This window comes from Pseudoalteromonas sp. S16_S37 (genome assembly GCF_014694405.1).
Taxonomy (GTDB): domain Bacteria; phylum Pseudomonadota; class Gammaproteobacteria; order Enterobacterales; family Alteromonadaceae; genus Pseudoalteromonas.
In genome coordinates this window covers 82,495-94,930 of the sequence record NZ_JAAUWV010000009.1, presented here as the reverse complement: position 1 = coordinate 94,930, position 12,436 = coordinate 82,495, and the positions used below count along the sequence as shown (strand labels likewise).

General features: G+C 46.6%; 10 protein-coding genes and 1 CRISPR repeat array. Of the genes, 1 reads left to right on the top strand and 9 read right to left on the bottom strand.

Going from position 1 to position 12,436, the window contains the following annotated elements:
• Window positions 1–111: 111 nt before the first annotated feature.
• Together HC733_RS06755 and HC733_RS06750 are read right to left on the bottom strand one after the other, a co-directional pair.
• Window positions 112–1,140: a methionine synthase gene (locus HC733_RS06755; protein ID WP_190364290.1), complete on the bottom strand. Its 1,029-nt coding sequence runs from the start codon at window positions 1,138–1,140 to the stop codon at window positions 112–114.
• Between the two features lie 26 nt (window positions 1,141–1,166).
• Window positions 1,167–2,144, bottom strand: a complete 978-nt coding sequence (locus HC733_RS06750) for a DUF1852 domain-containing protein (RefSeq protein ID WP_190364289.1) — start codon at window positions 2,142–2,144, stop codon at window positions 1,167–1,169.
• 459 nt (window positions 2,145–2,603) lie between these two features.
• Between HC733_RS06750 and HC733_RS06745 the strand changes: the two genes are divergently transcribed.
• Complete coding sequence (locus tag HC733_RS06745) at window positions 2,604–3,413, top strand: sulfite exporter TauE/SafE family protein (protein WP_190364288.1); 810 nt, start codon at window positions 2,604–2,606, stop codon at window positions 3,411–3,413.
• Window positions 3,414–3,453: 40 nt separating this feature from the next.
• Window positions 3,454–6,165: a CRISPR direct-repeat array (repeat unit 29 nt; unit sequence CGGTTTAGCCCCGTGGGTACGGGGAACAC).
• 148 nt (window positions 6,166–6,313) lie between these two features.
• On the opposite strand, the gene cas2e is transcribed toward HC733_RS06745, so the two are convergent.
• From cas2e to casA, 7 genes are read right to left on the bottom strand one after another with little or no spacing between them, the layout of a single operon-like run.
• Window positions 6,314–6,622 (bottom strand): type I-E CRISPR-associated endoribonuclease Cas2e, encoded by a 309-nt coding sequence (gene cas2e, locus HC733_RS06740; RefSeq protein WP_446727619.1) that lies wholly within the window; start codon window positions 6,620–6,622, stop codon window positions 6,314–6,316.
• A complete protein-coding gene (gene cas1e, locus HC733_RS06735; protein WP_190364287.1) occupies window positions 6,619–7,545 on the bottom strand; it encodes a type I-E CRISPR-associated endonuclease Cas1e in 927 nt (308 codons plus the stop codon). Before cas1e ends, cas2e begins: the two co-directional genes overlap by 4 nt.
• A gap of 60 nt (window positions 7,546–7,605) precedes the next feature.
• Window positions 7,606–8,388: a type I-E CRISPR-associated protein Cas6/Cse3/CasE gene (gene cas6e, locus HC733_RS06730; protein WP_190364286.1), complete on the bottom strand. Its 783-nt coding sequence runs from the start codon at window positions 8,386–8,388 to the stop codon at window positions 7,606–7,608.
• Window positions 8,389–8,398: 10 nt separating this feature from the next.
• A complete protein-coding gene (cas5e, locus tag HC733_RS06725) occupies window positions 8,399–9,148 on the bottom strand; it encodes a type I-E CRISPR-associated protein Cas5/CasD (RefSeq protein ID WP_190364285.1) in 750 nt (249 codons plus the stop codon).
• 10 nt (window positions 9,149–9,158) lie between these two features.
• Window positions 9,159–10,205 carry a type I-E CRISPR-associated protein Cas7/Cse4/CasC gene (gene cas7e / locus HC733_RS06720; RefSeq protein WP_190364284.1) on the bottom strand — a complete coding sequence of 349 codons (1,047 nt, stop codon included), beginning with the start codon at window positions 10,203–10,205 and terminating at the stop codon, window positions 9,159–9,161.
• A 14-nt stretch (window positions 10,206–10,219) separates the two neighbouring features.
• Window positions 10,220–10,828, bottom strand: coding sequence for a type I-E CRISPR-associated protein Cse2/CasB (gene casB, locus HC733_RS06715; RefSeq protein ID WP_190364283.1), 609 nt, complete (start codon window positions 10,826–10,828; stop codon window positions 10,220–10,222).
• Complete coding sequence (casA, locus tag HC733_RS06710; RefSeq protein ID WP_190364282.1) at window positions 10,812–12,401, bottom strand: type I-E CRISPR-associated protein Cse1/CasA; 1,590 nt, start codon at window positions 12,399–12,401, stop codon at window positions 10,812–10,814. Before casA ends, casB begins: the two co-directional genes overlap by 17 nt.
• Window positions 12,402–12,436: the final 35 nt, after the last annotated feature.

The window sequence follows — 12,436 nt, the reverse complement described above, 5'->3', positions numbered from 1 at the left end:
GGCTAAAAATGAAGTGTAAAGGGGGTTGACGAATTACCCCTACCAGTTAAAGCCTTGCTCAAGCTTAGGCATAGTCAAAACTTGAGCAAGGCAGACAACATATCTGCTGTGTTAACTTAACAGCTCTTGGCGCACAATATCAGCCCCTGCGGTAAGGGCTTGTAACTTTGCGTTTGCCACAGCTCTAGATAGCGGAGCCATACCACAGTTAGTACAAGGATAAAGCTTATCGGCATCAACATATTTAAGCGCAGCGCGCAGCGTATTGGCCACTTCTTCTGGTGTTTCTATAGTGTTGCTGGCCACATCAATGGCACCCACCATCACTTTTTTACCACGAATAAGCTCAAGCAGTTCGATAGGCACCTGTGAGTTATGACACTCCAAAGAGATAATATCGATATTCGACTTTTGTAGTTTTGGAAACGCTTCTTCGTATTGTCGCCACTCAGAGCCTAGGGTTTTCTTCCAATCAGTATTGGCTTTAATGCCATAGCCATAGCAAATATGTACCGCAGTCTCGCACTTAAGCCCTTCAATGGCCCGCTCTAATGCAGCAATCCCCCATTCGTTCACTTCATCGAAGAACACGTTAAATGCAGGCTCGTCAAACTGGATAATATCAACCCCAGCGGCTTCAAGCTCTTTGGCCTCTTGGTTCAGAATTTTGGCAAATTCCCACGCCAGCTTTTCACGGTTTTCATAATACGCATCATACAAGGTATCTACCATGGTCATTGGCCCTGGCAGCGCCCACTTGATAGGCTGTTTGGTTTGCTTGCGTAAAAACTTGGCATCGTCAACAAACACCGGTTTTTGGCGAGATACGGGCCCCACCACGGTTGGTACGCTGGCATCATAACGGTCACGAATTTTAACGGTTTGCCGCTTAGTAAAATCAACGCCATCTAAGTGTTCAATAAAGGTGGTTACAAAGTGCTGGCGCGTTTGCTCACCGTCGCTGACGATATCAATGCCTGCTAACTGTTGCTCTTGCAATGACACACGCAACGCATCTTGTTTGCCATCAATAAGTTCGTTGCCTTGCAACTTCCATGGCGACCACAGAGTTTCAGGCTGAGCAAGCCAAGCAGGCTTTGGTAAACTGCCTGCCGTTGATGTTGGTAATAGTGTTTTCATAATAAACTCTTTGATGTTCCCGTTGACTATAAAACGTAATTGGCAGAAAACTGCTCAAGAAAGCTTTGGTATGGCTTAATAAAGTACTCTTGGGCAAACTTGCCTTGTTTCACCGCTAATTTGCTGCGCTCTTCTCGGTCATACACAATTTGCGTTACTGAGTGGTCAGAGTTTTTTAAGTTAGGTTGATACAGCCTGCCCGCCACCGCATTGGCATTGTAAATTTCTGGACGGTAGATTTTTTGGAACGTTTCCATTGTGGCGATGGTGCTAATTAGCTCTATATTTGTGTAATCGTTTAGCAAGTCACCAAAAAAGTAAAACGCCAGCGGTGCAACACTATTAGGCGGCATAAAATAGCGCACCGCTAAGCCCATCTTTTTGAAATATTGCTCGGTTAATGACGACTCATTGGGCTGATATTCAAAGCCCAAAACTGGGTGCAGATTTTCAGTTCTATGATAAGTTTTATTATCAGAAACACTTAAGCAGATCATTGGCGGCTTTTTGAAATGCGCTTTGTATGTAGCCGAGTCAACAAAGTATTTAAACAGCTTACCGTGTAGCTCACCAAAATTATCTGGAATACTAAACTGCGGTTTATCTTTATTATGCTCTAGCAACAAAATGCTAAAGTCGTAATCACGTACGTAGGATGAAAAGTTATTGCCTACAATACCCTCAATACGCTCACCGCTTTGATGGTCAACAATATTGGTTTTTAACACTTCAATAGATGGAAAGGTTTGGCCACCGCCCGCAATATCTAAATCAACAGAAATGATTTCAAGCTCAACACTATAACGGTCAGCCTTTGGGTTATCCCAACTTGCCAATGCGTTAAAGCGATTGTCAATCATGGTTAGGGCATTAGTTAAATTCTGCTTGCGGCATTCTCCACGAGCTAAATTCGCAAAATTGGTGGTAATACGTGTGCTGTCTGATGGCTGATAATTTTCATCCAGACGTATGCTTTTAATGGTAAATGTAATGTCTTTGTTCATGGTGCGCTGGTATCCAAAAAATGTGTGTATAAATCTCACTGCGCTTTGTTTTTAGCCAGTGAGCTATAGCTAAAATAATCTTTAGAGCCGAGTAATCATCGCGCTCTAAGTTAGGCGATGCAGAATTTATACGTGGATAACCGCGTGAAGAAAAACGGTATTAATTCACTTCAAACTTGAGTCTCTCTCATGATTTAGCACACTAAATCAGCCCTTATTCGTAAATGTGCGAGAAAAATAGCAAACCGCACTAATAGAAATCAAAACATCTAGACATCCAAACACCCAAATTGAATTTACTTCATTTAAAACATGAGGATTATTCAGTGCTTACAAGGCTTAAAGCTGACGTTATGTTGATATACTCGCCAACCATGTAGCGCGTGAGGTCATAAGCCAGACAAAAGGCTCTGTAACCAAACGATTAATATTTCAATAAGATAAGTAGAGATAAAACAAATGAATGAACTCATCATCTTGTTTTTTTACTGCGCAATACTTGGCAGTGGCGTGGGGTTTTTGGCAGGCTTGTTAGGCATTGGTGGTGGGTTGGTAATAGTGCCTATTCTAAGCAGCATATTACTTTATTTTGCGATATTACCTGCTGAGCAAGTGGTTATTGCAGCCATTGCGACATCATTGGCGTCGATATTATTCACGTCAACCTCTTCAGCGCTTGCTCATCATAAAAATGGCAATGTGCCTTGGTCAATCGCTCCTTGGATCATGGCAGGCGTGGCGCTAGGCGCGCTTGTCAGCGGCTTTATGGCAGCCTTCCTACCTGAAAATATGGTACGCATGATATTTGCCGCAACGGTGTTGCTTATCGCAATCAAAATGTTTTTAAGTGGCAAAAATGCCGCTTCCGTGGTGCGAGAGCTTCCAAATAAAGGGGTATTAACTTTATTTACCACCCTGACGGGCGGACTGTCAGCCATGATAGGCATTGGCGGTGGCGCTTTGTTGGTACCGCTACTGACGTTTTTTTCAATCGATATGAAAAAAGCCATCGGCTGCGCCTCTGCATGCGGCATAGTTATCGCCTTGTTTGGCACCGTTGGCTATATCAGCTCAGGCAGCACCCAGTTTGACCTAGCTGACGGCTTTGCAGGCTTTGTATACTTACCCGCTCTGGCTGGAATTGTGTGCACCTCATGGTTTACCGCCCCACTTGGCGCAAAAGCCACACACCACCTCCCCGTTTCAACCATCAAAAAAATCTTCGCCGTACTGTTGGTGGTCATGGCTGTAAATATGATTATGAAATGATAAAACGCTGTGTTAGCGTGTTTTAGTTAATGGTTAAAAATGGTTTAGCCCCGTGTGTACGGGGAACACTTCAAATACGTTTCCCTGTGAATTAAAAAAATCGGTTTAGCCCCGTGGGTACGGGGAACACGCGTTTACTTGGGGTTTCGGCCTCATTATCACACGGTTTAGCCCCGTGGGTACGGGGAACACCATTTTTTAATCTCCGCCCTTGTCAGTCGTTCCGATTTAGCCCCGTGGGTACGGGGAACACCAGTAAAAGCCAAGCCCCGTTACCTCTGTGAACGGTTTAGCCCCGTGGGTACGGGGAACACAACAATGATCACACGATCTCACACTAACTACACGGTTTAGCCCCGTGGGTACGGGGAACACACAGTATCTGGATCTCAATACTATTTGCCACGCGGTTTAGCCCCGTGGGTACGGGGAACACACAGTATCTGGATCTCAATACTATTTGCCACGCGGTTTAGCCCCGTGGGTACGGGGAACACTAATTGGCTGTCCCTTGTTCTAGGTTCTCTCTCGGTTTAGCCCCGTGGGTACGGGGAACACACGTTAATAGCAACGAGATAATATCACCTAACCGGTTTAGCCCCGTGGGTACGGGGAACACCCTGCCCGAAAAGCCGTATTGGTAAATATGGCGGTTTAGCCCCGTGGGTACGGGGAACACGCCAGAGGTCGAACCTGAGCAAAGCGAAAAGACGGTTTAGCCCCGTGGGTACGGGGAACACCGTGATGAATTACGCCTGTACTGTCGCAATGACGGTTTAGCCCCGTGGGTACGGGGAACACGAACTAGAAGATGATTTTTAATCTCCATTAATCGGTTTAGCCCCGTGGGTACGGGGAACACGGTGATTTTAGCGAGTCAACAGAATCTGAAGGCGGTTTAGCCCCGTGGGTACGGGGAACACCCTGCCCGAAAAGCCGTATTGGTAAATATGGCGGTTTAGCCCCGTGGGTACGGGGAACACCGTGATGAATTACGCCTGTACTGTCGCAATGACGGTTTAGCCCCGTGGGTACGGGGAACACTTCTGATTCCGCCCCGCCTTCCTGTCTAATTTCGGTTTAGCCCCGTGGGTACGGGGAACACTTGTTACAGTAAAGTAGCATTCTGCTGTAGAGCGGTTTAGCCCCGTGGGTACGGGGAACACTGAAAAACTCTGATTCTGTACTCTGCCATTAACGGTTTAGCCCCGTGGGTACGGGGAACACTCTGGCGCACCTCTAAAGTTAGGGCTAACAACCGGTTTAGCCCCGTGGGTACGGGGAACACTTATCGCCGTTTGTTTGCGCTGCCAGTAGTGACGGTTTAGCCCCGTGGGTACGGGGAACACAGCTGCAAGACCTTCCAATTGAACCGCACGAACGGTTTAGCCCCGTGGGTACGGGGAACACGAATTAAAGTTATCGTTAAAATCATCAACTGCCGGTTTAGCCCCGTGGGTACGGGGAACACGTGTATGCTGCACCATTACTAAACTGTAAAAGCGGTTTAGCCCCGTGGGTACGGGGAACACCTCGTCCTCAGTCTTGGCCGTCAATAAAACCTCGGTTTAGCCCCGTGGGTACGGGGAACACCCTGTGCCATCAATTGAGCGATACACGTAAGCCGGTTTAGCCCCGTGGGTACGGGGAACACCGCCTATTGCTATTAGCTGGTTGAATGTCACCCGGTTTAGCCCCGTGGGTACGGGGAACACCCTCAACATTTATCAATGATTCTGTACCAATACGGTTTAGCCCCGTGGGTACGGGGAACACTGCATGCGCTTTTTAATGCGCGCTAGCACAAGCGGTTTAGCCCCGTGGGTACGGGGAACACTCCTTTTGTCGCTCCATGACTGAATACAGACCCGGTTTAGCCCCGTGGGTACGGGGAACACTGCTCTCCTTTCAACTGTTAAAATCCCCATATCGGTTTAGCCCCGTGGGTACGGGGAACACTACAAACTCAGCTCCGTTAGCCGCTAAGAATGCGGTTTAGCCCCGTGGGTACGGGGAACACTTCAATTATCGAGTACTTGGGGAGTGGTAACTCGGTTTAGCCCCGTGGGTACGGGGAACACTTTATAAGTATGTGCAAAACTGCGGGCATTGACGGTTTAGCCCCGTGGGTACGGGGAACACGCTTTGCCATGTCTTTCATTTTATCCAAATGCCGGTTTAGCCCCGTGGGTACGGGGAACACAAAAACGTATACTTTGCGCTCATTAAATAACCCGGTTTAGCCCCGTGGGTACGGGGAACACTCAAGGTATATAAAGACGGCCTATTTGCTCTCCGGTTTAGCCCCGTGGGTACGGGGAACACCTAGCTCAGAAACTTGGGATGCAATAACAACGCGGTTTAGCCCCGTGGGTACGGGGAACACTGACGCAACGTGCGGCCTAAGTGCTTTATTTCCGGTTTAGCCCCGTGGGTACGGGGAACACTTTAGCTTTCTCATTCCAGCGTTGTAAAACACCGGTTTAGCCCCGTGGGTACGGGGAACACGGGCTAACAACCTTAAAGCTAAACCAACCGTACGGTTTAGCCCCGTGGGTACGGGGAACACCCCACCATAATTAAAATTGGAATTACCACCACCGGTTTAGCCCCGTGGGTACGGGGAACACCGAATATAGCCGTTTATGTCTTCATCATATTGCGGTTTAGCCCCGTGGGTACGGGGAACACATCATTACAACACAGGCCTGCATGATGTAGGCCGGTTTAGCCCCGTGGGTACGGGGAACACTCTAAAAGTATACACTTGTTTTTATTAAAGAAAAATGCGCATTCAAAATCCACCAAAAATATTAGGTACAAACCTTCTATTTTTTATGCTTCTAAAAACGACTATTTCCAAATTATTAAAGAACAAATAATAGACGAAAACTAAAAAACTACGACTGGGTACTTTCGTCACTTTTGGGCGTATATTTCACCAATCTCAATCCTTGAAAATCGACGGGCATTCGGGCGTTTTCGCCATAAGTAATAAAATCAAAACCCGATTCGGTATTGGTTGCCCAAGCCATAACCACATTACCGTCTTCGGCCAGTTCACTGACCTGAAACCAAATCATTTCGCGAATGCGGCGACTAACATCACCAACATACACGCCTGCTCTAATTTCAAGCAGCCAAACTGCAAGCCGCCCACGCAGCCTTGGCGGAACCGTTTCAGTCACTACCACACACATACTCATCATGAACCACCACTTCGATGGCCTTCGTCACCTATTGATTCAGGTTCTGGAATAGCGGGAGGTTGTGCATCGGCATAAGGCTCTGGTGGGGTGATCTCACCCGCGGCAAGTACTTCTTCAATAAGAGGAATAAGACGTTGTAATACTTTTTCTTTGCGAAAGGCTTCACGACATGCAATACGTACCTCGCGATCTGGCGATTGCGTGCGACGTTTAGCAACTTTAAATGCCACAGGTACTACAGTATCGAACTTAATAATGTCTGCAATATCATACACAAACGATAGTGGCTTACCGGTATGCAAAAAACCTATGGCGGGCGCATAACCCGCCGCTAACACCGCCGCTTCGGTTACGCCATACAAACACGACGTTGCGGCACTAATGCACTGATTAATAACATCACCTTTAGCCCAATCTTTAGGGTCGTAGCGCCTACCCTGCCAACTTACTTGATACTGTTTAGCCAGTAATTCGTAGGTCTTGCGCACGCGCGTACCTTCAATACCACGTAATTGGTCAACAGATCTGCGCTCGGGTGCCGGCTCGCCAAAACGTAACTCGAACATTTTACGCACCACTTTGAGCCGTAAATCTTCGTCCAACGCTAATTTGGCCTGATACAGCAACTTATCTGAGCGCGCACCACCGGGTTGCCCTGCGGAATACAAGCGTACACCTGCTTCACCCACCCATATCAGCAAAGTGCCGGTGGTTGCTGCCAGCTTCACCGCTGCATGACTCACCCGAGTACCCGGCTCCAGCATAATACACACCACAGAGCCCACAGGAATAAGCATTCGCTCACCGTTTACCTCGTCAATCACAGCAAACGCGCCATCCCGTACGTCAATACGCCCCATGCCAATAAAAATCATCGAGTTACGATCTTTTATCGGAATCGGTTTTAAAGGAAGAAATGCCATTCCCTGCACTCCTGTTTTTTAAAAATAAAAAAGGCGAGTCACCCCGCCTTATTGATTAATTTACAGTGGTTTTATTAGCAATAACCCACAGCCAAACGCTTTAGAACGGCCAATGCCGTTAAACAGCGCCTCAGTGAATTTTTCAGGGTCGGTCACTTCAAGCTGACCGGTGATATCCACCGTTGAGAATCGAATTTGGTTCTTGCCTTTCGCTACCTGATGTTGCTGATAAGCATAGATATCACACTCAGCCAGCTCGGTTTTAGCACCTAATTTAGATAGGCGATCGGCCCACCACTGGCGCAACACCAAATCTGTTTTAAACCTTAACCACATTTCAAGTAGCTCACTGCGTGCGATTTGCTCAGATAACTGTAGCTCCGCTTTCCAATTTGCGACCATCACATCATCAGCAAAATCTAACAGCTGGCTTTTTAATCGTGATTTTTTATCCCCTTTAGGATTAACACCTAACTTTGTAAGCTCGCTCAGCAATAAACTTTGCTGCGTGTTCATTACTACATCATGGCGGCGATTACTTTTGCATACCGTTGGGTTAATCGTGATTTGATACCCTAGCTTTTGCCCAGCGTGTAATATAGGGTTGAAGCGTTTGGTTTGGACAGCAAACACACCTTCATAATTTTGGGGCTCCGTTGCTGAGAGCACCAAAAACTGATCAAGCGCATCATTGTTTGTGCAATACAAAAACGCTCGTTTTTGTTCCCCGCTAAACAGCTTCCAGAGCAATTGATGACTTGCGTAGCAGCCATTTACAGCAAGCTTTCGTCGCTCTTCCCTAGCCGAAGCACTATCCGACAATTTTACCTGACTTAAAAACACAGGTACCTCCTTATCTTTGATATTCAACCACCAGCTGATGCTCAGTTCGCAATTCAAACAGCCACTCTTTTCTGTCTATCGGGTTATCCCGCACACTCTGAGTGTGCACACGCTCAGCATGTTCAGGTAGTAGATCTTCCCTACCTCCCTGCCAGTAATAACTGACTGTTTTATCCGGTTTGAGCCAAATTGAATCGGCCTGCTCAGTACCCAATATTGGTGGAAACTCATGGTCTAATGCAGCTTTTAGTGACACGTTTTCAACCAAGGTCGGGCACAAAGGCGCAGCCAATGGGCAAGACTTTCGTCCAAGATACAACATGTACTTAGGCCGTAATAACGCCGAGCGGATCACATCAAGCGAATACTGTGACGAACGTGACTCCAGTGCAACAACCCACAAACCACTTTCTCGATAATCACGGTTTGAAAGTACTGTATTTACTTTCTTCGACTTGTATAACTCATCACGCCGAGTATATAACTGCGTTTTTTTATCTTCACTCGGCACCTGTGCTGTATGAAAATCTCTAAGTAAACTGCCCACGTTGTATTGCTTAACATGACAGCTTAACGCTTCATTCAACGCAGTTAGCTCGGCTTTGTCTTCACGCTTAATTCCAAGTGCAGCAGCAACCAGACCGAGCAAGGCTCCGCGTGTTGGGCGAACATGAGTGGGCCTATCGCCCCCCACGGCCGCATCACCCCAACTCGCTAACGGGCCATACAGTCTGAACACCAAGTAGTTACTGGTTTTCATAGCAACTCCATTAATCAGCAGCAAAAGCCTGCAAAGACTTAAAGTTGCCTTCACCGGTTAACACATTAATAGACTGGCGACTGTCTGCACAAGGTTCATAAACAGAATCAAAGTTCTTGATTTGGCTTTCTAATCGCTGCACTGCTATCTGCGTCACGTTCTCACTCTCGTCAAGGGCCTTTACAGGGCTTACAAAAGCACTTGCCAGTGAACGAGGCTGCTGCTCCCCTTTTTCTACCAGAATGTAAGAGGCGTAAGCATGAGAAGCAAAACTATTTTGTTTACCTTTTGGAGAGATCTTAGCGATACACTCAAGCAACGAAGCAATGGTTTTATTGGCAAGCTCTAAGTCACCAGAGAGATTGTCAACTAGCTGCTCTTTATCAATGCAGATATAGTTATACAAAACCGCAGAAGCAAAACCGCTGTCACCTATATGCGCAGCACCTTGCTCTCCTTTACCTGCATTCAGGTCATCCACCGCCGTGAAATAGTCACTTTCAACCGTCACGTTTTCCACGCTAATGGCATGTGCAACCTGACAGGCCGCTTCAACATTAAATTCAGGGCTTGAAGCCAACATGCGGCCAAACAAAGCAATATCCGCAGCTTGGTTTTCTGCTTTGAGTAACTTAAGTTCTTCTTTTTCAGGTCCGCGATTCTCTGCAGCTAGTTGGTCAGCCAATGCAAATACCGCTGCTTTTTCACTGGGGCTAATATGTGCTAGTTGCTCAATCTCTAGTGAATCTTTTTTACCCTTACCAAACACACCGGCTATCTCAACTGCCCAGCTTTTTGCATCTTTTTCCTTTATTTCTTTTTCTAGTAGATAGTTAAATACTTCTGTACCAAGCTTCTTCGTTCGAGTACCGATATGTTCTGCCAAGCTTGATTGAAACACATCACTTACCCGCCAATTACGCTTGGAGCTTTGCGAGCTGACTCGCAGACGTTCAAAGCCACCAAATTTGGCTGTTTTTGGCCGGCCAGTCTCTTCCCTGTTCAGATTTGCAGGTGCGTATGAAGTCAATGTGTGGATCTGAATAAATTTGCTCATGATATTTTCCTTATTTATGCCTTGCTCGCTGCATCTTTGTAATAGTCCATCGCCCAGCGTACGGCGATCCGCTTGTCTGCTCGTCTCGGAGCTTGATGGTAATGCTCTTCAAACCAACAGGCGATGTCATCCGCCAAACTTAAGATATTGGTTTTATGCTTTAGTTGGGCCAGAAGACGACTGAGTTGTGTAACAAACTCCTGCTCATTTTTTGCTGCCTGAAGGTTTTGAAATCTTAATTCACTCACCACAGGTTTATCAGTACCCTCTTCAAGGTGACCTAGATCACGAGCAAAAGAGCCATGCTCATGATGACTTCTCACCAAACTAAGGCTTTTTGCAATCACTGCAAAACAAGGCATAAGCCATGGTTTTCGGTTAGCGTGTATTTCACTCGGTAGCGCCTGCCACAATGCAGAAAAACCTTGTGTCAGGTAGACATCATCCAACCTTGCAGCTCGTTTGAGCTGAGCACGAAACACCGTAGGTGCAGGTCGAATATTCAGCTCAGCTTGTGTGACTTCATCATCCGACATGGCTATCCACCAGCGAAACAGCGTGTGAAATGCATCCCAGCTTACTGATTTAAACAACTGGCTTTGCGGTTTATACTCCAGCTTCATTGGCTTGTGCCTCCTTGTTTTGTATCTTTATGTCATAGCGATGTTTAAAGTCTTTGCTGGTCTTCTTACTATGCAACCAAGCAGTCAATTTTTGCCTCGCTGCAACTTTCCTAGCGATTGCTTTATTGTCCATCGAAGTGCTCAATACCACCTCGTCGAAAATATCTAACGCCGTATTGAGGGCCTGATAGAACCAGCGCTTTGCATCCTCACTGCGTAGCTCACCTTGAAGACAAATGGCCTGAGCTGCAATAAAGTAATCACGCTCTGTGCGCTGCCAGTAACTTAATACATGTTGCGCCAAATCAGCTTTAACATCTTTGGGCCTGTCAAACAGCGCCTCTTTAATCAACGTACGCATCATGCTGCTAAACTCCATCGCAATTTGCAGCGCTTGATTTAAGTCATGGATAACATTTTTACGTTTACTTTCGTCCAACAAAAATACTGGAAATTGGCTGTCATACCAGCAGCGGGCTTTCATATTGTCCATATCAAAGCCGAACGCCCATAGTCTTGGCTGCTGCTCAAGGTATTCCATTTTTATGTCGTAAAATTCTTGAATGACTTGGGCTGGGTGGTTTCCTTCACTTTCATTAGCGAAACACAATGCATGCCACTGCTTGTATTGAATACCACCAGGCTGCCCTTTACTGGACAAATTGTCTTCATTAGGTTTTTTCGGGTCATTACGATAATGTGTGAGTGGATGCCACCAACTCCCCGCATAGTTGTTGCCATAGTTCGTGGTGGCAAAAGATTTAACCAGCACCTCACTTTGATGCCCCGTCAGTGAGCAAGTGCCAGCTAACTTCTCTGGCAGCAAGCGTATGCGTCTGGGCATTGCCCAAAAGTGCGTAAGAAAGTGTGCATCTTTAAAGAGCACTTCTGTTCCTTTTTCTTTACTGACTTTGGTGCCTTCAAGCCAAGGGAAAATAATCCCTGATTGCAACTGTGCATCACTCACTTGAGGCTCAATACAAACATTAAGCCATAGTTTGTGCCACAAACTCGCTGACTCTTCATTGGGCAACAACAAGGTTGTCAGTGGTCCACCACCTCGAAGTCCAGTCCTATAGCCCTGACCACCTGTAGGGGCGTTAATTTGTAAGGTGAATAATGCAAGCGCCGCCATTTCAGGGCTCATTGCTTCAACCTGACCTCGTTTTATAAAATGATCCACATTATTCTTAAGCGTGTTGTCACCCGGTGTTTCTATCAACAATGTATTGATGTTCTGTGTGCCTGCACTTTGTAGCGGATCTAAGTCCTGCATAAATAGTGGACCGTCACCAAACAAATTAAACGCATGTACTGCTTTATCGAATGACTGGGCAAGCTCTTGCTCCGAAGGTGGCGATTCATACCAGTTGTACCAGTCTTCACTCTCCTTCGGAGAGCAGCAGGTCTGTAATAAACCAATAGCAAACTGATACGCGGCTCCATAAAAATCGGCGCGTGGCAAAGCAAAGTCAACCACATCTGGATTGGCTATCGCCGACAAAGGTAACTGCTTAACGGAATTATCCCTAAGCCGGTAATATAGCCAGGGGTCCTGTACTAAATTATTCATATCACTTTCCCTAATTGAAATGGAGGGAAGCACCT

Coding starts and splice junctions, on each gene's coding strand:
- HC733_RS06755 (WP_190364290.1), bottom strand. CDS start 1,140: ATGAAAACACTATTACCAACATCAACGGCAGGCAGTTTACCAAAGCCT.
- casA (WP_190364282.1), bottom strand. CDS start 12,401: ATGAATAATTTAGTACAGGACCCCTGGCTATATTACCGGCTTAGGGAT.
- cas1e (WP_190364287.1), bottom strand. CDS start 7,545: ATGGCATTTCTTCCTTTAAAACCGATTCCGATAAAAGATCGTAACTCG.
- HC733_RS06750 (WP_190364289.1), bottom strand. CDS start 2,144: ATGAACAAAGACATTACATTTACCATTAAAAGCATACGTCTGGATGAA.
- HC733_RS06745 (WP_190364288.1), top strand. CDS start 2,604: ATGAATGAACTCATCATCTTGTTTTTTTACTGCGCAATACTTGGCAGT.
- cas2e (WP_446727619.1), bottom strand. CDS start 6,622: ATGATGAGTATGTGTGTGGTAGTGACTGAAACGGTTCCGCCAAGGCTG.
- cas5e (WP_190364285.1), bottom strand. CDS start 9,148: ATGAAAACCAGTAACTACTTGGTGTTCAGACTGTATGGCCCGTTAGCG.
- cas7e (WP_190364284.1), bottom strand. CDS start 10,205: ATGAGCAAATTTATTCAGATCCACACATTGACTTCATACGCACCTGCA.
- casB (WP_190364283.1), bottom strand. CDS start 10,828: ATGAAGCTGGAGTATAAACCGCAAAGCCAGTTGTTTAAATCAGTAAGC.